Origin of the sequence: Klebsiella sp. HN106 (assembly GCF_051209435.1) — a bacterium.
Classification (GTDB): domain Bacteria; phylum Pseudomonadota; class Gammaproteobacteria; order Enterobacterales; family Enterobacteriaceae; genus Klebsiella; species Klebsiella oxytoca.
In genome coordinates, this window is the sequence record NZ_JBLURD010000001.1 from 814,203 (window position 1) to 836,676 (window position 22,474).

Consider the following 22,474-nt stretch of genomic DNA (forward strand, 5'->3'; position numbering starts at 1 on the left):
TATCACTTCAACCCATCCGGAGAAGGGGTATTGTCCCCGCTGGCTCATTTCTTGCGCTTTTTATAAGCATAGACCCTGTGCTCGGCGTTTTCAGCCTGCGAATTTCTGTTTTAATATATTGAAAAATAATAAGATATTGACGTTTGGCGCACTTAATTGCAGGCAATGGCAAAGATGTATCGAAAATACCGATTTATAAAATAGGCGCGGGAAAAAGCACTTTTCATCTACTTGCTGGACATTCAATGAGTTACACGCTTCAGGCCGCAACAAGCCAGCGTGCCGGCAGCAAAATCATCTGACAGCACATTGAGATAAAGCCATAGCGACGGATCGCCTGCAACCGATAATGAAAATACCCCACTACCACTGATGATATATTTTCTGGCATATTTATCTTCAATGGATATTTCGCTGATCCTGCAACGAATATAACCAGCGTGATCTTCGGCGTTTAACTCATTGATTTAAGGATTATCATGAATAATGTCATTCTCAGCATCATCGCGAAAATTTCAGCGATGGATGCAGAAAACAAGCAGCTTGCTGCGCAGGTTGAGGCCCAGTCGCTGCTGATAAGCGCATTGATGCTTGCCATTGGCGAGGAAGGAGGGGTCGCGGAGCTGGTTGGGAATGTGACCAAAGCAATTAACTCGGTGCTTGAATCATCGGAAGATATTCTTAAATCCGACGCTGAGCTTCTGCTGACTAAATTTCAGGAGCAAATAGCGCTCACGCAATTGATTAATACCCACGAAGATAAAATTAATCAAGACGCACTCGGCGGCGGAGAGGCAGCCAAAGGCAAACGCGTGGACTAAGCGGAGCCCTGCTCCAGCGAAGTCCTGCCGCCTGTTCGCCGCGTCGGCGTCCACCGTGGCATCGATTGATGCCGCGCTGCGCATAACGAGGCGCGGCGGCCAATAAACGGTATTAATATTTTCTTCACGTGCGTATCCGGCGGGACGATGGCATTTGCCTCCCATTGCCCCTCTGGCTCCCGCGCCGCCTGACGCGCCACCCGACCAATATGCCAAATTGAGACGCTGTTTGCCCCCTCACTAACGCGAATCCATTCATGCAACGAAACCTATTCGTTTTCATTATAAGTGCTGTCATTTCACAGAAATAAAGATTTATTCAGTACCGGCTGGCTCCTGTAGAATGCGCTGCTAAATTTCCTTCATCTTTTCACGCAATGTCGCAACGGCGACCGATCGGGAACCTGTGTTGTACTGAACTATGGATATAGAAACAGATGTCATGTCGATGTGTATGGTCGTCCTGTTAATTATTAGCGTTTTGCTCGATTAACCCCATTTCCCCCTTAAATTTCGTAAGCCTCACCGTCGCGGACAGGCTTTCACATTCGTGAAGAAATAAGGAGATTCATAGGATTCGCCCGCCGTGGGATTGTTTGCCAAAAGCGTTGCCTCTAAGCTTTTATCGACATACTTATGAGGTAACAAAAATGAAAAAAACTATCATTGCGCTCTTCGCCGTCGTTTCGATTACCGTCACCAGCGCGTTCGCCGCCGATGCAGAGAAAGCCGAAACGCCCTCACCGGCGGCTGAGGCGCATAATGCTGGCCATCCCCCCTTCGAGCTGACTCAGGGTTATGGCCCAATGCCTTTCCCTGTGCCGCCGAAAAAACCGGTTATTTTCTCCGCCACCGTAGCCACCGATAATCCGGTCGAAACGATCAATAAACTCACGCCGCTGATTCCAGCCAGCAAAGCTAAACATTATGAAGTGCGCGTTGAAGTCGTGCCGGTCCCCGATATGCCCGCGCTGTAAGCGCGTATCGTGGTAATAGAATGAAAGAGGGGAAATTAAACACTCGGACATTTTAGAGATATTAAAAAGGCTGCCGACAATGGCGGCAGCCTCTGCACTTTATGGCGTTGCTGGTGCGGTTAGCTTCTGATCTTACGGTAGATGAAGAGTACGACCAGCGCACCAATCACCGCGACGACAAAGCTGCCGAAATTAAAACCGTCGACCCGGCCAAAGCCGAAGAAAGTACTAATCCAACCCCCGACAACTGCACCGATGACACCGAGAATTACGGTAACGATAAACCCGCCGCCGTCTTTCCCCGGCATAATCCACTTGGCTAAAATACCGGCAATAAGCCCAAAAATGATCCATGAAATGATACCCATAGCTAACTCCGTCCTCTTGTTACCTTGTAAATTCTGGTATTAAAAATATTAGCATAAATATTAACGATGTTTGATAAATTTATATTTAACATGGATGGGCTTGTCATATCAAACATAATGGTCTACGCGCTAAAGATGTCGCACAAATAAGCGACCAAAGAATATAAAAGGTAGAAGGCTAATAATCCCTGGTGAGCAGCAAAGTTAAGCCAGGACTTTTCTTATAAAGCGTTAACATTGGGCCTGGTTGAATCTCAATACAAATAACAGTGCAAACCGGCAGCTAGCGGATATAGCGTAGGTACGTTCAGCGGTGATGAAGGATGGCAGGTAATAAGTATTAAGGGGGAAATCTTCCCCCTTAATTGACTTAAATTACGGCTGTGGTCAACCGCGACGAACAGCAAAGACGCCCCTGCTCATCAGTAATGTCGATCTGCCACACCTGGTGACGGGAGCCGACGTGCAGCGCCCGGCACACGCCGCGAACCCTCCCGCTGCGCACCGAACGAATATGGTTGGCATTGACCTCCAGACCGACCACCTTCTGTTCGCCTTCGCTGCACAGGTAGCCCGCCACCGAACCTAACGTTTCCGCTAATACTACCGATGCGCCGCCGTGCAGCAGGCCAAACGGCTGATGGGTACGGCTGTCTACCGGCATGGTCGCGGCGATGGTCTCGTCGGTCATGGCCTCGAAGCGTATATCCAGCAGGCCGACCATGTTCCCGTCGCCCATCGCGTTCAACTGCTCCAGCGTGCTGTGACGTTTCCAAATCATCCCATAATCTCCAGTAGCGCCTGCAGCGGATGGCGTACGCCGCTGCCTTCAATACGCTTCACCTGGCTACGGCAGGAGTAGCCGGTGACCAGACAGCGGTTGCGCGGCAGGCGCTGCATCGCCTGCTGCCAGGAGAGCGCGTAGATGGCCAGCGAATTGGCGTGATTCTTCACTTCATGACCGTAGGTCCCGGCCATACCGCAGCAGCCCACGTTAACGTTTTCCAGCTTCGCGCCAAAGCGTGCGAAGATATCCGCCCACTGCCGGGTAGAAGCGGGAAGCGCCGTCACCTCAGTACAGTGACCAAACAGATACCACGACTCGCCGCCTTGATCCTGCGCTGCGGTTTCCGTCAACGCCTGCGGCAACCATTCATGCACCAGCATCACGCGAAAATCGCCGCGCTTGTCGCCCAGCACCTGGTTGTATTCATCGCGATAGCAGAGCACCAGCGCCGGATCGACACCCACCATCGGCATGCCGAGCTGGGCCACGCGGTTAAGGAAGTCGGCAGTTTTCTGCGCGGTGCGCGCGAATCGCGTCAGAAAGCCCTTAATATGCTGCGCCTTGCCGTTGGGAGAGAACGGCAGCAGCACCGGCTGGTATCCCACTTTCTCGATCAGGCGAACAAAGTCGGCAACCACCTGCGCATCGTAATAGCTGGTGAAGGGATCCTGAACCACCAGCACCCTCTTCGCCCTCTGCTCAGGGCTCAGCGCTTCCAGCTGTTCCAGGGTGGTATTCGCCGAACGGTGGCCGACCATCTGCTGCTTCAACGATGGGACGGAAAGCAGCGGAAGATCAACCATACCAATATGCTTTTCCGATAGCTTGCGCATCCACGGCTGATTGATAAAGAAGTTGAAGGTCTTTGGCGCATGCGCCATCAGCGGCGCGTAGGATTCAACCGTCGCCACCAGATGGTCGCGAACCGGGCGCAAATAGCGGCTATGGTAAAGCTGCAGGAAACGCGAACGGAACTCCGGAACGTCGATTTTAATCGGACACTGGGTCGAGCAGGCTTTACAGGCCAGACAGCCGGACATCGCCTCTTTAACCTCATGGGAGAAATCGTACTCGCCTTTACGTGCGTGCCAGCTATTGCGGGTACGCTCCACCAGAGTACGCAGGCTGGCGCGTTTTTCCGGCAGATCTTTTTCCAGCTGATTGGGGTCGATGCCGCGGTCCGCCAGCAGGCGCAGCCATTCACGCACCAGCGTTGCCCGCCCTTTCGGCGAGTGAATACGGTGGTTGCTGACCTTCATCGACGGGCACATCGGGCTTTTGGCATCAAAGTTGAAGCACAGGCCATTGCCGTTACACTCCATCGCGCCGCGCCACGAGCTGCGCACGGCGATGGGGATCTGCCGATCGAATGTCCCGCGCTTGACCGCATCCACCTTCATCATCGGCGCATCAACGCCTTCCGGAGGACAGATTTTACCCGGGTTCAGACGGTTATCCGGGTCAAACGCGGCTTTAATTTTGCGCAGTTCGCCGAACAGCTCTTCGCCGAAGAATGCCGGACTGTATTCAGCGCGAAAACCCTTGCCGTGTTCCCCCCACAGCAGACCGCCGTACTTAGCGGTTAACGCGACCACGTCATCGGAGATCCGCTTCATCAGCATCTCTTGCTGCGGGTCACACATATCCAGCGCCGGCCGCACGTGCAGCACGCCGGCATCGACATGACCAAACATACCGTAGCTCAGCCCGTGGCCGTCGAGCAGCTCACGGAATTCAGCAATATAATCGGCCAGGTGTTCCGGCGGCACGCAGGTATCTTCGGCGAAAGGTATCGGTTTGGCGGCCCCTTTGGCATTCCCCAGCAGCCCAACCGCTTTTTTCCGCATCGCGTAGATGCGCTCGACGCCGTCCAGCTCGTGACAAACCTGCCAGCCGATTACGCCCGCCTCGTTGCGTGCTATCAGTTCATCCAGGCGCTGACACAGGGTCGTCACCTGGCCATCAATCAGTTCGGCGTCATCACCGGCGAACTCGACGATATTCAGCCCCAGCATCTCCTTATCCGCAACGTCGGTAATGAGCTCGCTAACCGAATGCCAGACAATATCCTCCCGCGCCAGATTGAGCACCTTCGAGTCGACCGTTTCGACCGAAAGCGCCTTCGCTTCCACCATAAACGGCGCGTTGCGCAGCGCAGAGTTAAAGGAATCGTACTTAACGTTGACCAGCCGGCGCACTTTCGGCAAACGGGTGATATCCAGCCGCGCTTCGGTAATAAACGCCAGCGTGCCTTCGGAACCGGTCAGGATTCGGGTCAGATCAAATTCGCTCATGTCGTCGTTGAACACGTGGCGCAGATCGTAACCTGTGAGGAAACGGTTAAGTTTCGGGAATTTATCGATAACCAGCTGCCGCTGCGCTTTGCAGCGTTGATATACCGTGCGATAGATTCGCCCGATCGCCGACTGTTCTGCGCCCAGGGTTTCCGCCAGCGCCGCCGGGATTGGCTGAGTGTCAAGAATATCGCCGCCGATCAGCACCGAGCGCACCCCGAGTACGTGATCGGAGGTTTTACCGTAGACCAGCGACCCCTGCCCGGAGGCGTCGGTGTTGATCATCCCGCCAAGCGTGGCGCGGTTGCTGGTCGACAGCTCCGGCGCAAAAAAGTAGCCGTACGGTTTAAGAAACTGATTAAGCTGGTCCTTAATGACCCCCGCCTCCACCCGCACCCACCCTTCTTCGGGGTTGATTTCAATAATGCGGTTCATATAGCGGGACATATCGACAATGATCCCGGCGTTCAGCGCCTGGCCATTCGTACCGGTGCCGCCTCCGCGCGGGGTAAAGATCAGCGTTTTAAAACGCTCTTCCGCCGCCAGTCTTGCCAGCAGAGCCACGTCTGCCGTGGAACGGGGGAATAAAATCGCATCCGGCAACAGCTGATATACACTGTTATCAGTTGCCATCGTTAGCCTGTCGGCGTAGCTGGTGGCGGTATCGCCGGTAAAACCCTGTTGCTCCAGTACCTGCAAAAAATTCAGCACCAGTTGAACGACACCTGGCGCTTGAGAAATCTGTGGGATCATGACGCTCGACCCTGCCTGACTATGTTGTGTTGTAAGTGATTAATCGTTTGCGTGACGCACCCAACTTTTTATCACATTTTTTTCATATGCGCCCGCCAGAATTAAGGGCAAAATCAGGCGCGCGAACTTATTGATATTATTATCAGTACATGGAATTACGCTGCGTCAGCCTTTTGACGCGACTGCAAAGGTAAAATTTCACTATGATTAACCCCAATCAGCCCCGGGATATACCGCAAGTTCTGCTGTCGGTGCTGTTTTTGTCCCTGATTATTATTTCCTGTCTGTGGGTCGTTCAGCCATTTATTCTGTCATTTGCGTGGGCCGGTACGGTGGTCATCGCGACCTGGCCGGTACTTTTGCGCCTGCAGAGCCTGCTTTTCGGCAAACGCTCTCTGGCCGTACTGGTAATGACCCTGCTGCTTTTTTTACTCTTCGTTATTCCTATTGCGCTACTGGTCAATAGTCTGGTGGACAACAGCGTGCCATTAATAAAAGTGGTGACCAGCGGCAACTTTACCCCGCCGGATCTGGCGTGGCTGAATACGGTTCCGCTGATCGGCGATAAGCTGTACACCGGCTGGCATAATTTGCTGGAGATGGGGGGCACGGCGATTATGACTAAAATTCGCCCTTATCTCGGCACCACCACCACCTGGTTTGTTGGTCAGGCGGCGCATATCGGCAAGCTGCTGGTCTACTGCGGTCTTATGCTACTGTTTAGCGCGCTGCTGTACTGGCGTGGTGAACAGGTCGCCTATGGTTTCCGCCACTTCGCTACCCGTCTGGCCGCCAAACGCGGCGACGCGGCGGTGATCCTCGCCGGTCAGGCAATTCGCGCCGTGGCGCTGGGAGTGGTCGTGACGGCCCTGGCCCAGGCGGTGCTCGGCGGTATTGGTCTCGCGGTCAGCGGCGTTCCCTACGCGGCGCTGCTCACCGTGGTGATGATTTTTACCTGTCTTGTCCAGCTGGGGCCTTTACTGGTTCTGGTGCCGTCAATTATCTGGCTCTACTGGAGCGGCGATACCACCTGGGGTACCGTACTGCTGGTGTGGAGCTGCGTAGTGGGCACCATGGACAATTTTATCCGCCCGCTATTGATTCGTATGGGCGCCGACCTGCCGATGATTCTGATCCTTTCCGGCGTTATCGGCGGTCTGGTGGCTTTCGGCATGATTGGCCTGTTTATCGGGCCGGTTCTGCTGGCGGTCTCCTGGCGACTATACGACGCGTGGGTTAACGAAGCGCCGCCGCCGCCGAAAGATCCCGATCTGGTGCTTGAGGAGCTTAGCGAGCTCAATACCCGAGCCTCGCAGGATAAATAAGTCAACGGGCGGGGGAACCCGCCTTTTGCCATTGCGCCTCGACCGCTGTCGGGCACACCGCCCTCAAATATTAAGAAACACTAATATATTCCTCACAACAGTCCGCATTCCTCTGCCCACTAACCACATTTGCTTCGCAGATTCTTTACCTTAATTTAACTATTGAGAGGAATCCGATCGACGCAAAAAGCCTCAGTGCCTAGTATTAGCTCACGGTTATAAATCAATGCCTTGATTTATAAGCATGGAAATCCCCTGAGTGAAACAACGAATTGCTGTGTGTAGTCTTTGCCCATCTCCCACGATGGGCTTTTTTTTGCCCGTACGCTGACGGCTGAAACAAAAAATCCCCGCCATTGCTGACGGGGATTGCGCATTTTGTTTAGCGAAAAACTTACTTATTCAGCTCCGCCAGGCCAAGCCAGGTTTGCACCACGGTATCCGGATTGAGGGAAAGGCTATCGATTCCCTCTTCCATCAGCCAGGCGGCAAAATCTTCATGGTCTGACGGACCCTGCCCGCAGATACCGACGTATTTACCCTGTTTCTTCGCCGCGCGGATAGCCATCGACAGCAGCGCTTTCACCGCGTCGTTACGCTCATCGAACAGCTCGGAGACCACGCCGGAGTCGCGATCCAGACCCAGCGCCAGCTGCGTCATATCGTTGGAACCAATGGAGAAACCGTCGAAGTATTCGAGGAACTGCTCAGCCAGCAGCGCATTCGATGGGATTTCACACATCATAATCAGCTTGAGGCCGTTCTCGCCGCGCTTGAGGCCCTGGCGCGCCAGCTCTTCAACCACCGCTTTTGCCTGCGCGACGGTACGAACAAACGGCACCATGATTTCGACGTTAGTCAGGCCCATATCGTTACGCACGCGTTTTACTGCTTCACACTCCAGCGCGAAGCAGTCACGGAAGCTTTCGGAGACATAGCGGCCAGCCCCGCGGAAGCCCAGCATCGGATTTTCTTCTTCCGGCTCATAACGCTCGCCGCCGACCAGGTTGGCGTATTCGTTAGATTTGAAGTCGGAAAGGCGCACGATGACCCGTTTCGGGAAAAATGCCGCGCCAAGCGTCGAAATACCCTCGGTCAGGCGACCGACGTAAAACTCTCTCGGCGAGTCGTAACCTTTCATCAGCTCGCGGATTTCGTTCTGCAGACCCGGTTCCTGATCGTCAAACTCCAGCAGCGCGCGCGGGTGAACGCCGATCATCCGGTTGATAATAAACTCCAGACGCGCCAGGCCCACGCCTTCGTTCGGCAGGCAGGCAAAGTCGAAAGCCCGGTCCGGGTTACCGACGTTCATCATAATTTTCAGCGGCAGATCCGGCATATCGCCGACGGTGGAACTCTTGACGCTGAAGTCGAGAATTTCGGCATAGACGTAGCCGGTATCGCCCTCGGCGCAGGAGACGGTTACATTCTGGTTTTCCTGGATGCGATCGGTGGCGTTGCCGCAGCCCACTACCGCCGGAATCCCCAGCTCACGCGCGATAATCGCCGCATGACAGGTCCGCCCGCCGCGGTTGGTGACGATCGCCGCCGCTTTTTTCATGATCGGTTCCCAGTCCGGGTCGGTCATGTCGGTCACGAGAACGTCGCCGGGCTCGATACGGTTCATTTCGCTGATATCATGAATGACTTTCACCGGACCCGCGCCGATGCGGTGGCCGATCGCGCGCCCTTCCGAAATAATCTGCCCTTGCGCATGGAGGGTATAACGCTCCATCACCTGGCCGCGCGAACGGACGGTTTCCGGACGCGCCTGGACGATAAACAGCTTACCGGTATGGCCATCTTTCGCCCATTCGATATCCATCGGGCGGTTGTAGTGCTTCTCGATTTGCACTGCCTGCTGGGCCAGCTCCTGCACTTCCGCGTCGGTCAACGAGAAAACGTCGCGCTGCGCCTGCGGCACGTCTTCGATACGCACCTGCTTGCCGTGCTCCTGAGTTGGAGCATAAACCATGCGGATCTTTTTCGACCCCATGGTGCGGCGAACAATCGCCGGCCGTCCCGCTTCCAGCGTCGGTTTATGGACGTAGAACTCATCGGGGTTCACCGCCCCCTGCACCACCATCTCGCCAAGCCCCCAGGCGGAGGTGATAAACACCACCTGATCGAATCCGGATTCGGTATCGATGGAGAACATTACGCCGGATGATGCCAGATCGGAGCGCACCATCCGCTGTACCCCGGCGGATAGAGCCACGCCGCGGTGATCGTAACCCTGATGCACGCGATAGGAAATGGCGCGATCGTTAAACAGCGAAGCAAACACGTGCTTCACCGCGACGAGCACGGCGTCAAAGCCCTGCACGTTAAGGAATGTCTCTTGCTGACCGGCGAAGGAGGCATCCGGCATATCTTCCGCCGTTGCGGAGGAGCGCACGGCAAAGGAGGCCTCAGCGTCATCGGCGGACAGCTGGGTATACGCGTCGCGAATCGCATTTTCCAGTTCGCTCTGGAACGGCGTATCAATGATCCACTGACGGATCTGCGCGCCCGCTTTCGCTAATGCGGAAACGTCGTCAATGTCGGTTTCATCCAGCAGTTCATAGATGCGCTGGTTCACGCCGCTTTGGTCCAAAAACTGATTAAAAGCATCAGCGGTGGTGGCAAACCCGTTCGGTACGGACACACCCATACCTGACAGATTTGTAATCATTTCACCAAGGGAGGCATTTTTGCCCCCAACCCTGTCTACATCATTCATGCCGAGTTGGTTATACCAAAGCACCAGCGGTGACGAGCCATTGTTGGACATCGAGACAATCCTTTTGTGATTTAATACCAGTGATAAATAATTCACGATCGACTACGGGATTTATCCTGACATAATTATGCCGTTGAAAAAAACGGTGAATCGTTCAAGCAAATTATTTTTTCGTTTTTAGGATTCTTTTCCGGATATAGCTAAGCCAATGATTCTTCTAAAATCTGATGAAATTTGATACAAAAGATACGCAGTTGCGAAAAATGAACCAACCTTTTCATTAAAAATAAAAATAGCGTTTCACTTTTTAAATTTGAGACAAAGCCTGGAGTGATATGCTTAAATTTAATATCTGCTTTCAGCTAATTAAACTCTTTATACCGGATGGTCAAAATGGAAAGTGCTGTAGATCGCCACGTATTTTATATTTCCGACGGTACCGCTATTACGGCGGAAGTTCTGGGTCATGCGGTCATGTCGCAATTCCCGGTAGCCACCAGCAGCGTAACCCTGCCGTTTGTCGAAAATATCAGCCGCGCGCGCGCCGTGAAGGAACAAATTGACGCCATCTTCCAGCAGACCGGTATTCGACCGCTGGTGTTCTATTCCATCGTGCTGCCGGAGATCCGCGATATCATCGTGCAAAGCGAAGGCTTTTGTCAGGATATTGTTCAGGCGCTGGTGGCCCCCCTTCAGCAGGAGCTACGCCTGGACCCGACGCCAATCGCTCACCGCACCCACGGCCTGACCCCGGGTAATCTGAACAAATACGACGCGCGTATCGCCGCTATCGACTACACCCTTGCTCATGATGACGGGATTTCGCTGCGCAACCTCGATCAGGCCCAGGTGATCCTCCTCGGCGTTTCGCGCTGCGGGAAAACGCCTACCAGCCTGTACCTGGCGATGCAGTACGGTATCCGCGCCGCCAACTACCCGTTTATCGCCGATGATATGGACAATCTGATTCTGCCGGCATCGCTTAAGCCGCTCCAGCACAAACTATTCGGCTTAACTATCAATCCGGAGCGGCTGGCGGCCATCCGCGAAGAGCGACGGGAAAACAGCCGCTATGCTTCTATGCGCCAGTGCCGGATGGAAGTCACCGAAGTTGAAGCGCTGTATCGCAAAAATAAAATCCCTTGCCTGAACAGTACCAATTACTCCGTTGAAGAGATCGCCACCAAAATCATGGATATTATGGGGCTAAGCCGCAGAATGTACTAACACACTAGTACGATATCAAAAATTTGTTTATGCTATCACCCGTGGCCTATACAGGATCATGCCCTGCTCTTGCAATAAGCAGGGATTGGTTTATCGTGATGCGCATCACTTCCCGGCATTTTCGCCGCGGAAGAAACAGATTTTTGAGACCCCAATGAATAAAACAGACGAATTGCGTACCGCGCGCATTGAAAGCCTGGTAACGCCCGCGGAACTGGCGCAACGGCATCCCGTGTCCCCCGATGTTGCCGCCCACGTTTCTGCTTCGCGCCGCCGAATCGAAAAAATTCTCAACGGTGAAGATCGCCGCCTGCTGGTAGTGATCGGTCCCTGTTCCATTCACGATACTGATGCGGCGATGGAGTATGCGCGCAGACTGCAGGGTATGCGCGAACGCTATCAGCCGCAGCTGGAAATCGTGATGCGCACCTATTTTGAGAAGCCCCGTACGGTGGTTGGCTGGAAGGGGCTGATCTCCGACCCCGACCTGAACGGCAGCTACCGGGTGAATCACGGCCTTGAACTGGCGCGTAGCCTGCTGCTGCAGGTGAACGAGCTCGGCGTCCCCACCGCTACCGAGTTTCTCGATATGGTGACCGGACAGTTTATTGCCGATTTGATTAGCTGGGGCGCTATCGGCGCGCGTACAACCGAGAGCCAAATCCATCGCGAAATGGCCTCTGCGCTCTCATGCCCGGTGGGCTTTAAAAACGGTACCGATGGTAATACCCGTATCGCCGTTGATGCCATCCGCGCTTCCCGCGCCAGCCATATGTTCCTGTCGCCGGATAAGCAGGGCCAGATGACCATCTATCAGACCAGCGGGAATCCGTACGGCCATATTATTATGCGCGGTGGTAAAAAACCGAATTACCACGCTGCCGACATCGCCGCCGCCGGAGAAGCGCTGGCAGAGTTCGACCTGCCGGAACAACTGGTGGTGGATTTTAGCCACGGTAATTGCCAGAAACAGCATCGCCGTCAGCTGGAAGTTTGCGCCGATATATGTCAGCAGATCCGCGCGGGCTCGAACGCAATCGCCGGGATCATGGCCGAAAGCTTCCTTAAGGAAGGTACGCAAAAGGTCGTTGCCGGCCAGCCGCTGACCTGGGGACAATCGATTACCGATCCCTGCTTGAGTTGGGAAGACAGCGAACGGCTGCTGGATGAATTAGCCGCCGCAACCGCCACCCGCCTCTAGTCCCCTTCCCCGTCGCGATCGCGGCGGGGAGATTTTTCTCGCCAATGTCCGGCCGGATACCTGCTAAATCTGGTAAAGCGTTAAATAAAGCTTGCCGTCAAAAACAACATTATTGATAATGATTATCATTGTTGCCTTGATTTTTATTTTTAGTGCTATGACGCGTATGGATAACACTGCCACAGCAGAAAAAACAAAAGACAATGCCCCGTATCCCGTTCCGACGGACAAAGAGATAAGCAGCCGGACATTATTAGGCAGCGAAGGACGGGTAGTGATTGAACATGGCGGTCAGCGCTATCTGCTGCGTCAGACTCATTCGGGCAAGCTGATCCTGACCAAATAATGCTCCCCGCCGGAAGAGGCAGGGAGAATGGTGATTAGCTCGAGCAGCTCACTTCAAGGCGCTTTCCCCAGTCCGGAGGACGCTGGCTATACTCATCCGTGCGATCGACAAAGGGCTGAGAAAGTGCGCTATGCAGACGTTCCAGTTCACGCATATCCCCCTGCTCTGCCTGCTCAATGGCTCGTTGAGCCAGCCAGTTGCGCAGCACGATAGCCGGATTCACGCTGCGCATTTGCGCCTGCCTTTGCGCATCGTCAATCTGTTCATCGCGCAGGCGCGCGCGATAAGCGGCAAACCAGCTATCGAACCTCTCACGATCAATAAATTCGTCGCGCAGCGGCGTGGCGGCGCTCTCCTGCTCGCTAAGGCTTAGCATCCGGAAGGTCCGCGTATAGTCGCTGCCCTCGCGCTCCATCAGAGAAAACAGGCCGTCCAGCAGCTCGTTATCCCCTTTTTGCTGGGTCAATAATCCCAGCTTGTCGCGCATACGCCGGCCATATGCCGTCAGCAGCGCGTGCTGGTAGTCATCCAGCGCGCCGTTCAGCGCTTCCGCGCTGATAAACGGCGAGAGCGCTTGCGCCAGGCGCTGCAGATTCCATAGTCCTACCGCCGGCTGATGATCAAAGCTATAGCGCCCCTGATAGTCGGAATGATTGCAGATAAAGCCAGGCTGAAAATCATCAAGGAAGCCGTACGGGCCGTAATCCATCGTCAGTCCGAGGATCGACATATTATCGGTATTCATCACCCCGTGGGCGAAGCCGACCGTTTGCCAGCTGGCAATCATCTCCGCGGTTCGGGTGACAACATCCCTGAACCACACAATGTATTTATCCGCTTCATTTTGCAGATGAGGCCAGTGGTGGCGAATCACATAATCCGCCAGCAGCTGCACTTTTTGCGGCTCGCGGCGATAGTAAAAGTGCTCAAAATGGCCAAAACGCACGTGGCTTTCCGCCAGGCGCATCAGCATTGCCCCTTGCTCGACGGTTTCGCGGTACACCGGCGTATCGCTGGCGACCATTGCCAGAGCGCGGGTGGTGGGAATGCCCAGCGCATGCATCGCTTCCGAGGCCAGGCCTTCGCGGATCGTTGAGCGCAGCACCGCCCGCCCGTCTCCCATGCGCGAATAGGGTGTCAGCCCGGCGCCCTTCAGGTGCCAGTCAACGCGGCGGCCATCGGCCAACTGCTGTTCGCCGAGCAGAATACCGCGCCCGTCGCCGAGCTGTCCGGCCCACGAGCCGAACTGGTGGCCGCTGTAGACCTGCGCCAGCGGCGACATCCCCGGCAGCAGCGCTTCGCCGCCCCATACGCCAGCGCCCTTGTCCAGGTTAAACAACGACTCGGGAATGCCCAGCTCTTGCGCCAGCGGCGCGTTATGCCAGACAAGGCGCGCGTTCTCCAGCGGCGTGGGGGATAATGCAGTGTAAAAATCCGGCAGTTCATCACGCCAGTGGGTAGTAAAAGACAGGGTCATGTTTCCTCCTGCCTTCAGTGTAGTGCCTTCAACAAATTATTAACACGGGGCGAGTGCGGGGTTATTGCAATAATAAGCCGCACGGGGATTTAGCACGCTTCTGCCATTGCCCGGTAGCGTACCGGGAAGAGACGCGGATCGGCTGGTCTAATTTGGGGGGGATAGCTGAATCGGCAAGCATGGAGCGCTATCTCTCAGCCGCTTTGCCATGATGAGCAGGGAGACAGGGGCTCCCTGCTCATTAGCTAACGTTAGATCCTGCGCGCCTGCCAGAAATTTTTATGCCAGTAGACATTATCCAGCGATGAACGCGTGACGCCCTGGCTGGTGGAAGCATGAATAAACTGGTTATCCGTGTCGTAAATACCGACGTGCAGACCGCTCTCGCCGGATCCGGTTTTAAAGAAGACCAGATCGCCGGGCAGCAGTTCGCTTTTATCGATTTTAGTGCCGATTTCCGCCTGTTCGCGGGTTTCGCGCGGCAGCTGTAACGCAAATTTATCGCGAAACGTCATCAGCACGAACCCCGAGCAATCAACGCCGCGCGGCGACATTCCGCCGTAGCGATACGGCGCTCCCCGCCAGTTCCTTAACTGCTCATTCAGGTTGGCAACGACGGTAATCGAATCAGCCAGCCGCGGATTTGGCGGCGGTGCACGGTGACTGCTACAACCCGCGAGAAATAACGCAACGCACAAAACGAGCCAGAAACGCATCTCAGACGAATCCTCTGTTCCCTATCCGGTTATCGGAATAATTTACCTTGTTTATCAATTCGCTGGCAAGCTGACTGCGTGCTACTGTGACGCAACGAGCATAAGATGACCCGCCACCTCAACCCGCTGAAACTCCATGGCATAGGCAGCGGTTAAATTCTCCTCGCTTAACACCTCCGCGGTGCTGCCGCAGGCGATAGTTTGCCCCTGACAGATAAGCCAGGAGCTGTGGGCGTGCCGGAGAGTATGATTAAGATCGTGGCTGCTCATGACGATGGCAATGCCTGATGCGCAGAGATCGCTAAGCAGTCGATCGAGCGCGGCCTGCTGCGCCACGTCCAGGCTGTTCATCGGTTCATCCAGCAGTAGCAGTTGACCGGACGCGTTAGCCTGACGATGAATCTGCAGTATCACCGCCGCCAGGCGCACGCGCTGCCACTCCCCACCGGAGATGTGATTCACCTGACGTCCAAGCTTATCGCCTAAGCCCAGCTTCTGCGCAATGGCCGTCAGGAGTCCGTTTTGCGCCTCGTTCTGCAGATGCAGCGATAGGTAATGCCAGACCGGCATGGCGAAAGGCGGCATCTGGTGCTGGCTTAAGTAGGCGCGATGACGCGCCAGCTCCTGCGCCGGCCAGTCATTCAGAAGACGTTCATTCAGTCTTACCTGCCCCGGGCCGGTAGAGAGCCCCGCCATACGTGCCAGCAATGTGCTTTTCCCCGCCCCGTTTGGCCCCACCAGATGAATAATCTCTCCCGGTCTGATATCGGCTGAAAACGGCGCCAGCCGTCCAGGCTCTTCGACATCCTGTAGCTGCATCAAAAACGGCATTATTTCGCTAATGCTCCTTTAATAGCGGCCACCAGCTGCGGGTCATCCGGCGTCATATCCGGAGAGAAACGACCGATAACCTGGCCGTCGCGGCCAATCAGGAATTTTTCAAAGTTCCACAGAATGTCGTCGACATACAGCGGCGCGCGGCCTTTACTGGCCATGCGTTCATAGAAACCGCTGCCTGCTGGAGCAACGGCCTGAGGCGCCGCCGCAATCAGCTTTTGATACAACGGCGCGCGATGTTCGCCGTTGACGTCAATTTTGCTGAACATCGGGAAGGTCACGCCGTAAGTCGTACTGCAGAACGTTTTAATCTCCTCTTCGCTGCCCGGCTCCTGCCCCAAAAACTGGTTGCAGGGAAAGCCCAGCACGCTGAAACCTTCGCTTTCTAAATCCTTTTGCAGCGCTTCCAGTTGCTCATACTGCGGCGTCAGGCCGCATTTTGACGCAACGTTAACGATCAACAGCACTTTGCCTGCCCACGGAGCAAGCGTTGTTTTCTCACCATCGATAGTGGTGACATCAGTATTAAGAATATCGTGTTGCATAGCCTTCCCTCAGTGAATAAAACCGGTGACTGCTTCAGGTGATCTCTATCTACTGTAGCGGATTCAGACCAGGGCATTCTACCTGGAATCGCCCTGGAGTGTCTCTTGATGTAACAGGCTGCGCAACATGAATTCATCTCAACACCGGTACAGAGCAATTCAGTGTACAGTGGTGAATGGATGTAATAGCATTTCGTTAATTGTTAATTTGAGAGAGTTTTATTGATGAAAAAGATGTTTAGCACCGTGTTAATTGCGGCCTCCGTCGCGCTGTTATCGGCCTGCTCGCCGGATGAAGATAATAAAGTTAAAGTCGCGATCAATACCGGGCCGGATGAGGCTATCTGGAAAGTCGTAGAACAGGTGGCTAAAGAGAAATACAACCTCGACGTGGAGGTCATCTCTTTTAATGATTACGTCCTGCCGAACGAAGCGTTAAACAATAAAGACGTTGCTGCTAACGCCTTCCAGACGCTGCCTTACCTTGAAGCGCAATCAAAAGAACGCGGCTATAAGTTTGCGATTGTCGGTAAAACCTTCGTCTTCCCGATCGCCGCTTACTCGAAGAAAATCAAAAATATTAGCGAACTGCCTGACGGCGCGACGATCTCCATTTCTAACGAAACCACCACCCTGGGCCGCAGTTTGCTGTTGCTACAGGCGCAGGGCTTGATCAAGCTGAAAGACGGGACAGGCTACCTGCCGACGACGCTGGATATTATTGATAATCCTAAACAGCTGAAGATTGTGGAAGTCGACACGCCGCAGCTGACCCGTACGCTTGACGACCCGAACGTCGCCCTGTCGATTATTAATACCAATTTCTCCGCGCAGGCTGGTCTGTCCGCCGCTCGCGATGGGTTATTTATGGAGGGGCCGGACTCTCCGTACGTCAACGCCATTGTTGCGCGCGAAGATAATAAAGACAGTAAAAAAGTTCAGGAACTGAAAGAGGCCTTCCAGACGCAAGCCGTTGCCGACAAGGCAGCGGAAGTCTATAAAGGCGATGCGATTAAGGGCTGGTAATGGATCGGCCGCATACAGAGGCGGCAACAAGCCAGCCCCTGTCTGTATGGCCGCCCGTTAATGCGGGCGGCCTGATTTAAGCAATAACCAGATAAACACCGGCGCCCCCAGGGTGGCGGTCACTACGCCAATAGGCAGCTCCGCCGCAGATAGCGCCAGCCGCGCGACGATATCCGCCCCCAGCAGCGCGCTGGCGCCCGCCAGCAGACAAGCCGGAAGCAGTACGCGGTGATCGCTCAAACCACATAAACGCAGAATATGCGGGATAACCAGACCGATAAAGCCAATCGCTCCAGCCAGCGCCACGCTGACGCCCACCAGCCAACCGGTCGCGACCACCAGTACCTTTCGCCATAACCACAGCGGAAGCCCCAGTTGACGCGCTGAAACCTCCCCCAGCGCGAGCAAATTAAGCGGCTGCGATTGCAGGCATCCCCAGGCCAGTACCGGCAGCAGCGCCAGCATCAACCACAGCTGCTGCCAGTCTACGCCGCCAAATCCGCCCATCATCCAGTACATCAGCTGGCGGAGATCGAAAGAGGTAGAGAAATAGACTGCCCAGGTCATCAGCGCGCTACAAATAATACCGAGCGCCACACCCGCCAGCAGCAGACGGCTGGTAGACAGATGCCGCCGGGCGAAACGTAGCAAAATAAAGGTTATGACCAGCGCGCCCGCGATTGCACACAGCCCCAGCGCCCAACCAGGAAGCAGTCCTTTTCCCAGCAATACGGCAGCAATCAGGCCGACTCCAGCGCCGTTTGAGACCCCCAGCAGGCCGGGCTCCGCCAGCGGGTTTTCAAACAGCGCCTGCATAATCGCCCCGGAAAGCGCCAGCGCGGCGCCCACCAGCAGAACGGCCAGGGTGCGCGGCAGACGTATCTGCCAGATAAACAGCTCACCTTTGGCGCTAAACCATTCGCCGGGGCCAATCCACTGGTCGCCCGCGCACAGGCTAATGGTCGACGTAGCCAGCAGCAGCAAGGTTAATACGGCAAGCCAGCGCCGGCTGCGGCGCCGTTGAATTTGAGCAAAGGTCAGCATAGATTTCTGCATCGGGGAAAAGGATGTGATTGATTTTACGGTATTCGGCGAAGAAAAGAAAAAAGGCCGCATCGCGGCCTTTTTAGTTAGTTCAGATTATTTGTCTCTGGGTGACGCATTTTCGACGCGGCTTTTTAGCTTCTGGCCAGGTCTGAAAGTCACCACTCGCCGGGCTGTAATAGGGATATCCTCTCCCGTTTTCGGGTTACGGCCCGGGCGTTGGTTTTTATCACGCAAATCGAAGTTGCCGAACCCGGAGAGCTTTACCTGCTCCCCGTTTTCCAGAGCGCGACGGACCTCTTCGAAAAACAACTCTACCAGCTCTTTGGCATCCCGCTTGCTAAGCCCAAGCTTATCAAACAGATATTCTGACATTTCAGCTTTTGTAAGCGCCATAGGTTCAATCCCTCAATGATGCCTGGAATCGCTCTTTCAATGCCTCTACACATTTGGCGACGGTAGCGGCAATCTCCTCTTCTTCGAGTGTACGGCTGGTATCCTGGAGGATAAGGCTGATAGCGAGGCTCTTGAAACCTTCCGCTACGCCCTTGCCGCGGTACACGTCAAATAAGTTTACGCCAACTACCTGATTTACGCCAACTTTCTTACACTCGGCTAAAACATCGGCAGCGGGAACGTTTTCTGCCACAACGACGGCGATGTCGCGACGGTTCGCCGGGAAGCGAGAAACTTCACGCGCCTGAGGCACCACGCGGTCTGCAAGCTTGTTCCACTCCAGTTCAAATACCAGAGTGCGACCGTTCAGATCCAGTTTACGTTCCAGCTCGGGATGAACAACCCCAATAAAACCAATACGTTCACCTTTCAGATAAATCGCTGCCGACTGGCCCGGATGAAGCGCATTATTAGCTTCGATACGGAATTCGATGTCGGACAGCTTACCGGTCAGGTCGAGTACAGACTCAAGATCGCCTTTTACATCATAGAAATCGACGGTCTCTTTTGCCAGGTTCCAGTGTTCTTCATAGCGGTTGCCGCAGATAACGCCAGCCAGCATCAGATCCTGACGAATACCCAGCGGAGCCTGGGTATCAGGCACAAAGCGTAAACCGCTCTCAAAGATGCGTACGCGGTTCTGCTGACGATTCTGGTTGTAGACCACCGTTGCTAACAGACCGGTCCACAAGGAGAGGCGCATCGCCGACATTTCGCTGGAGATCGGGCTCGGCAGAATCAGCGCTTCCTCGCCGGCGTGGATCCACTGCTGTACTTTCGGATCGACAAAGCTATAGGTAATCACTTCCTGGTAGCCTTTGTCATTAAGCAACGTTTTCACGCGCTTAAGCGACAGATCCGCTTCGCGGTGGGTGCCCATAATCAGGCCCGCTTGTACCGGTTCATCAGGAATATTGTTATAGCCATAGACGCGGGCAACCTCTTCGACCAGGTCTTCTTCGATCTCCATGTCGAAACGCCAGCTCGGCGCCACGGCATGCCACTCATCCTGTCCTTCGGTAACTTCACAGCCCAGACGACGCAGAATGTCGCTAACCTGCGTATCTTCAATGTGATGGCCAATCAGACGATCCAGTTTGCTGCGGCGCAGACGGATGGTCGCAGGCTTCGGCAGAGTCGCTTCATTGGTAACGTCAATAATCGGGCCCGCTTCACCGCCGCAAATATCCATCAGCAGGCGGGTAGCACGCTCCATTGCCTGATACTGCAACGCGGAGTCCACGCCGCGCTCGTAGCGGTGCGAAGCGTCGGTATGCAGGCCATGGCGGCGGGCGCGGCCGGTAATGGATAGCGGACTAAAGAACGCGCATTCCAGCAGAACGTTTTGCGTTTCATCGTTTACGCCGGAGTGCTCGCCGCCGAAAATACCGCCCATGGCGAGGGCTTTCTGGTGGTCAGCGATAACCAGAGTATCGCTATCCAGCTTCGCCTCGGAGCCGTCAAGCAGAACCAGCGTTTCACCTTCATGCGCCATACGTACGATGATTCCGCCTTCAATGCGGTCTTTATCGAATGCGTGCATCGGTTGACCGAGCTCAAGCAGAACGTAGTTGGTCACGTCAACCACGGCATCGATGGAGCGAATACCGCAGCGGCGCAGCTTCTCTTTCATCCATAGCGGCGTCGGCGCTTTGACATTGATGCCTTTTACCACACGCCCCAGATAGCGAGGACACGCTTCCGGCGCGTCAACCTGGATTGGCAGAACATCGTCGATGGTGGCGGCAACCGGAGCCATTTCCGGGACATTCAAAGGCGCCTTGTTGAGCACGGCAACATCGCGGGCCACGCCGATAATTCCCAGGCAGTCGGCACGGTTTGGCGTGACGCTGATTTCGATAGTGTTATCGTCAAGCTTCAGGTATTCACGAATATCGGTACCCAGCGGCGCGTCGGCAGGCAGTTCGATAATACCGCTGTGATCGTCGGAAATTCCCAGTTCGGAGAAGGAGCACAGCATGCCTTCCGACGGTTCGCCGCGCAGCTTTGCCGCTTTAATTTTAAAATCGCCCGGCAGAACGGCGCCGATGGTAGCAACAGCAACCTTCAGGCCCTGACGGCAGTTTGGCGCGCCGCAGACGATGTCCAGCAGACGTTCTCCGCCGACGTTAATTTTTGTGACGCGCAGTTTATCGGCATTCGGGTGCTGAGCGCACTCAACCACTTCGCCAACGACAACGCCGTTAAAGCTGCCCGCCACCGGCTCTACGCCGTCAACCTCAAGGCCGGCCATCGTTATCTGATCCGACAGCGCTTCGCTATCGATGGCCGGGTTAACCCACTCGCGTAACCACAGTTCACTGAATTTCATTGTTCTGTCCTGCCCTTATTTAAACTGTTTGAGGAAACGCAGATCGTTTTCGAAGAACGCGCGTAAGTCGGTCACGCCATAGCGCAGCATGGTCAGGCGCTCCATACCCATGCCGAAGGCAAAGCCGGAATAGATTTCCGGATCGATGCCCACGTTACGCAGCACGTTTGGATGCACCATACCGCAGCCGAGCACTTCCAGCCATTTACCGTTTTTACCCATCACGTCAACTTCTGCAGACGGCTCAGTGAACGGGAAATAGGACGGACGAAAACGAATCTGCAGGTCTTCTTCAAAGAAGTTACGCAGGAAATCGTGCAGCGTTCCCTTCAGGTTGGTGAAGCTGATGTTAGTGTCAACGATCAGACCTTCCATCTGATGGAACATCGGGGTATGCGTCTGATCGTAGTCGTTACGATACACGCGGCCGGGGGCAATAATGCGGATTGGCGGCTGCTGATTAGCCATGGTGCGGATCTGTACGCCTGATGTTTGCGTGCGCAGCAGGCGCGTGGCATCAAACCAGAAAGTGTCGTGGTCAGCGCGTGCCGGGTGGTGGCCTGGAATATTCAGCGCATCGAAGTTGTGATAATCATCTTCGATCTCCGGGCCAGTCGCGACGGTAAAACCGAGCTCACCGAAGAAACTTTCAATACGGTCGATGGTACGGGTCACCGGATGCAGGCCACCGTTCTCGATACGACGCCCCGGCAGAGAGACATCAATGGTTTCCGAGGCCAGACGCGCGTTGAGCGCTGCGCTTTCGAGCGCTGACTTGCGCGCGTTAAGCGCCTGCTGGACCTGCTCTTTCGCTTCGTTGATAACCGCACCGGCTGCCGGACGCTCTTCAGCAGGCAGCTCACGCAGGGTCGTCATCTGAAGGGTCAGGAGACCTTTTTTACCCAGGTATTCCACGCGGACGTTGTCCAGCGCAGCAACATCTGATGCCTCGTTAATGGCTGCCTTCGCACTGGCAACCAGCTCTGCGAGATGTGACATGGTTTTCCTCATTATGTCGGTGCAGACACCGGTTATGGTTATTATTTTGCTCTCACTATTTCGAGCCGCAGACGGCGGGCAATCCGCCCGTTGTCAGAATGACCAGGGCCAGCCACTCGTCTGGGGCTTGAAATAGAACAAGCCAGTTCAGATACAAAAAAAGCCTCCACAGTGGGAGGCTTTTTGGCGCTGTTTTCCGTTTCTTCTTTCACGCGCTAGCC

At 54.9% G+C, this 22,474-nt stretch carries 20 protein-coding genes, 1 other RNA gene and 1 other annotated feature (1 of these 22 running past the window's edge); of the genes, 8 read left to right on the forward strand and 13 right to left on the reverse strand.

The window, feature by feature from the left end; genetic code table 11:
- Window positions 1–479 precede the first annotated feature (479 nt).
- Both iraP and ACSIPU_RS03870 read left to right on the forward strand, forming a co-directional pair.
- The gene (gene iraP, locus ACSIPU_RS03865; RefSeq protein WP_017145694.1) at window positions 480–821 is read left to right on the forward strand and encodes an anti-adapter protein IraP; all 342 of its coding nucleotides are present in this window, start codon (window positions 480–482) and stop codon (window positions 819–821) included.
- A 650-nt stretch (window positions 822–1,471) separates the two neighbouring features.
- Window positions 1,472–1,798 carry a hypothetical protein gene (locus ACSIPU_RS03870; protein WP_017145693.1) on the forward strand — a complete coding sequence of 109 codons (327 nt, stop codon included), beginning with the start codon at window positions 1,472–1,474 and terminating at the stop codon, window positions 1,796–1,798.
- Window positions 1,799–1,917: 119 nt separating this feature from the next.
- Here the strand turns inward: ACSIPU_RS03870 and ACSIPU_RS03875 are convergent, their stop codons facing one another.
- The 3 genes from ACSIPU_RS03875 to ydiJ form a co-directional block, all read right to left on the reverse strand.
- Window positions 1,918–2,166: a GlsB/YeaQ/YmgE family stress response membrane protein gene (locus ACSIPU_RS03875; RefSeq protein WP_004102935.1), complete on the reverse strand. Its 249-nt coding sequence runs from the start codon at window positions 2,164–2,166 to the stop codon at window positions 1,918–1,920.
- A gap of 370 nt (window positions 2,167–2,536) precedes the next feature.
- Window positions 2,537–2,947, reverse strand: coding sequence for a 1,4-dihydroxy-2-naphthoyl-CoA hydrolase (menI, locus tag ACSIPU_RS03880; RefSeq protein WP_004102937.1), 411 nt, complete (start codon window positions 2,945–2,947; stop codon window positions 2,537–2,539).
- A complete protein-coding gene (gene ydiJ, locus ACSIPU_RS03885) occupies window positions 2,944–6,000 on the reverse strand; it encodes a D-2-hydroxyglutarate dehydrogenase YdiJ (protein ID WP_004102939.1) in 3,057 nt (1,018 codons plus the stop codon). The genes menI and ydiJ overlap by 4 nt, the downstream gene beginning before the upstream one ends.
- 203 nt (window positions 6,001–6,203) lie before the next feature.
- Between ydiJ and ydiK the strand changes: the two genes are divergently transcribed.
- Both ydiK and rprA read left to right on the forward strand, forming a co-directional pair.
- The gene (gene ydiK / locus ACSIPU_RS03890) at window positions 6,204–7,325 is read left to right on the forward strand and encodes an AI-2E family transporter YdiK (RefSeq protein ID WP_004113594.1); all 1,122 of its coding nucleotides are present in this window, start codon (window positions 6,204–6,206) and stop codon (window positions 7,323–7,325) included.
- Window positions 7,326–7,537: 212 nt separating this feature from the next.
- An RNA gene (gene rprA, locus ACSIPU_RS03895) (antisense sRNA RprA) lies at window positions 7,538–7,645 on the forward strand.
- A 74-nt stretch (window positions 7,646–7,719) separates the two neighbouring features.
- Here rprA and ppsA read toward each other — a convergent pair.
- Window positions 7,720–10,098 (reverse strand): phosphoenolpyruvate synthase, encoded by a 2,379-nt coding sequence (ppsA, locus tag ACSIPU_RS03900; RefSeq protein ID WP_004113595.1) that lies wholly within the window; start codon window positions 10,096–10,098, stop codon window positions 7,720–7,722.
- A 342-nt stretch (window positions 10,099–10,440) separates the two neighbouring features.
- Between ppsA and ppsR the strand changes: the two genes are divergently transcribed.
- The 3 genes from ppsR (at window position 10,441) to hemP (ending at window position 12,821) form a co-directional block, all read left to right on the forward strand.
- Window positions 10,441–11,274, forward strand: a complete 834-nt coding sequence (gene ppsR, locus ACSIPU_RS03905) for a posphoenolpyruvate synthetase regulatory kinase/phosphorylase PpsR (RefSeq protein WP_004102943.1) — start codon at window positions 10,441–10,443, stop codon at window positions 11,272–11,274.
- A gap of 154 nt (window positions 11,275–11,428) precedes the next feature.
- The gene (gene aroH / locus ACSIPU_RS03910; RefSeq protein WP_023321177.1) at window positions 11,429–12,475 is read left to right on the forward strand and encodes a 3-deoxy-7-phosphoheptulonate synthase AroH; all 1,047 of its coding nucleotides are present in this window, start codon (window positions 11,429–11,431) and stop codon (window positions 12,473–12,475) included.
- Window positions 12,476–12,641: 166 nt separating this feature from the next.
- Window positions 12,642–12,821, forward strand: coding sequence for a hemin uptake protein HemP (gene hemP, locus ACSIPU_RS03915; RefSeq protein ID WP_160886036.1), 180 nt, complete (start codon window positions 12,642–12,644; stop codon window positions 12,819–12,821).
- 34 nt (window positions 12,822–12,855) lie between these two features.
- Here the strand turns inward: hemP and selO are convergent, their stop codons facing one another.
- From selO to ACSIPU_RS03935, 4 genes are all read right to left on the reverse strand, one after another.
- Entirely contained in the window at window positions 12,856–14,298 is a 1,443-nt protein-coding gene (gene selO / locus ACSIPU_RS03920; RefSeq protein WP_004113601.1) for a protein adenylyltransferase SelO, read from the reverse strand.
- A gap of 251 nt (window positions 14,299–14,549) precedes the next feature.
- Entirely contained in the window at window positions 14,550–15,014 is a 465-nt protein-coding gene (locus tag ACSIPU_RS03925; protein ID WP_004102948.1) for an NlpC/P60 family protein, read from the reverse strand.
- Between the two features lie 81 nt (window positions 15,015–15,095).
- Complete coding sequence (btuD, locus tag ACSIPU_RS03930; protein WP_004113605.1) at window positions 15,096–15,845, reverse strand: vitamin B12 ABC transporter ATP-binding protein BtuD; 750 nt, start codon at window positions 15,843–15,845, stop codon at window positions 15,096–15,098.
- Window positions 15,845–16,396 (reverse strand): glutathione peroxidase, encoded by a 552-nt coding sequence (locus tag ACSIPU_RS03935; protein ID WP_004102953.1) that lies wholly within the window; start codon window positions 16,394–16,396, stop codon window positions 15,845–15,847. Before ACSIPU_RS03935 ends, btuD begins: the two co-directional genes overlap by 1 nt.
- 225 nt (window positions 16,397–16,621) lie before the next feature.
- On the opposite strand from ACSIPU_RS03935, the gene ACSIPU_RS03940 reads away from it, so the two are divergent.
- The gene (locus ACSIPU_RS03940; protein ID WP_017145687.1) at window positions 16,622–17,422 is read left to right on the forward strand and encodes a MetQ/NlpA family ABC transporter substrate-binding protein; all 801 of its coding nucleotides are present in this window, start codon (window positions 16,622–16,624) and stop codon (window positions 17,420–17,422) included.
- A 57-nt stretch (window positions 17,423–17,479) separates the two neighbouring features.
- Here ACSIPU_RS03940 and btuC read toward each other — a convergent pair whose 3' ends face one another.
- The 5 genes from btuC to ACSIPU_RS03965 all read right to left on the reverse strand — a co-directional run bounded on the left by btuC (window position 17,480) and on the right by ACSIPU_RS03965 (window position 22,465).
- Window positions 17,480–18,466, reverse strand: coding sequence for a vitamin B12 ABC transporter permease BtuC (btuC, locus tag ACSIPU_RS03945; protein WP_029496803.1), 987 nt, complete (start codon window positions 18,464–18,466; stop codon window positions 17,480–17,482).
- A 96-nt stretch (window positions 18,467–18,562) separates the two neighbouring features.
- Entirely contained in the window at window positions 18,563–18,862 is a 300-nt protein-coding gene (ihfA, locus tag ACSIPU_RS03950) for an integration host factor subunit alpha (RefSeq protein ID WP_004102960.1), read from the reverse strand.
- Between the two features lie 4 nt (window positions 18,863–18,866).
- The gene (pheT, locus tag ACSIPU_RS03955) at window positions 18,867–21,254 is read right to left on the reverse strand and encodes a phenylalanine--tRNA ligase subunit beta (protein WP_004102961.1); all 2,388 of its coding nucleotides are present in this window, start codon (window positions 21,252–21,254) and stop codon (window positions 18,867–18,869) included.
- 15 nt (window positions 21,255–21,269) lie between these two features.
- Entirely contained in the window at window positions 21,270–22,253 is a 984-nt protein-coding gene (gene pheS, locus ACSIPU_RS03960; protein WP_004102962.1) for a phenylalanine--tRNA ligase subunit alpha, read from the reverse strand.
- A gap of 41 nt (window positions 22,254–22,294) precedes the next feature.
- Window positions 22,295–22,465, reverse strand: a complete 171-nt coding sequence (locus ACSIPU_RS03965) for a hypothetical protein (RefSeq protein ID WP_153675267.1) — start codon at window positions 22,463–22,465, stop codon at window positions 22,295–22,297.
- Window positions 22,407–22,474 (reverse strand) — a sequence feature (Phe leader region); it runs 58 nt beyond the window's last position. It overlaps the preceding gene by 59 nt.

Bases quoted from the DNA above. Each gene is read 5' to 3' on its own strand.
- iraP (WP_017145694.1), top strand. From the start codon at position 480: ATGAATAATGTCATTCTCAGCATCATCGCGAAAATTTCAGCGATGGAT.
- ACSIPU_RS03870 (WP_017145693.1), top strand. From the start codon at position 1,472: ATGAAAAAAACTATCATTGCGCTCTTCGCCGTCGTTTCGATTACCGTC.
- ACSIPU_RS03875 (WP_004102935.1), bottom strand. From the start codon at position 2,166: ATGGGTATCATTTCATGGATCATTTTTGGGCTTATTGCCGGTATTTTA.
- menI (WP_004102937.1), bottom strand. From the start codon at position 2,947: ATGATTTGGAAACGTCACAGCACGCTGGAGCAGTTGAACGCGATGGGC.
- ydiJ (WP_004102939.1), bottom strand. From the start codon at position 6,000: ATGATCCCACAGATTTCTCAAGCGCCAGGTGTCGTTCAACTGGTGCTG.
- ydiK (WP_004113594.1), top strand. From the start codon at position 6,204: ATGATTAACCCCAATCAGCCCCGGGATATACCGCAAGTTCTGCTGTCG.
- ppsA (WP_004113595.1), bottom strand. From the start codon at position 10,098: ATGTCCAACAATGGCTCGTCACCGCTGGTGCTTTGGTATAACCAACTC.
- ppsR (WP_004102943.1), top strand. From the start codon at position 10,441: ATGGAAAGTGCTGTAGATCGCCACGTATTTTATATTTCCGACGGTACC.
- aroH (WP_023321177.1), top strand. From the start codon at position 11,429: ATGAATAAAACAGACGAATTGCGTACCGCGCGCATTGAAAGCCTGGTA.
- hemP (WP_160886036.1), top strand. From the start codon at position 12,642: ATGGATAACACTGCCACAGCAGAAAAAACAAAAGACAATGCCCCGTAT.
- selO (WP_004113601.1), bottom strand. From the start codon at position 14,298: ATGACCCTGTCTTTTACTACCCACTGGCGTGATGAACTGCCGGATTTT.
- ACSIPU_RS03925 (WP_004102948.1), bottom strand. From the start codon at position 15,014: ATGCGTTTCTGGCTCGTTTTGTGCGTTGCGTTATTTCTCGCGGGTTGT.
- btuD (WP_004113605.1), bottom strand. From the start codon at position 15,845: ATGCCGTTTTTGATGCAGCTACAGGATGTCGAAGAGCCTGGACGGCTG.
- ACSIPU_RS03935 (WP_004102953.1), bottom strand. From the start codon at position 16,396: ATGCAACACGATATTCTTAATACTGATGTCACCACTATCGATGGTGAG.
- ACSIPU_RS03940 (WP_017145687.1), top strand. From the start codon at position 16,622: ATGAAAAAGATGTTTAGCACCGTGTTAATTGCGGCCTCCGTCGCGCTG.
- btuC (WP_029496803.1), bottom strand. From the start codon at position 18,466: ATGCTGACCTTTGCTCAAATTCAACGGCGCCGCAGCCGGCGCTGGCTT.
- ihfA (WP_004102960.1), bottom strand. From the start codon at position 18,862: ATGGCGCTTACAAAAGCTGAAATGTCAGAATATCTGTTTGATAAGCTT.
- pheT (WP_004102961.1), bottom strand. From the start codon at position 21,254: ATGAAATTCAGTGAACTGTGGTTACGCGAGTGGGTTAACCCGGCCATC.
- pheS (WP_004102962.1), bottom strand. From the start codon at position 22,253: ATGTCACATCTCGCAGAGCTGGTTGCCAGTGCGAAGGCAGCCATTAAC.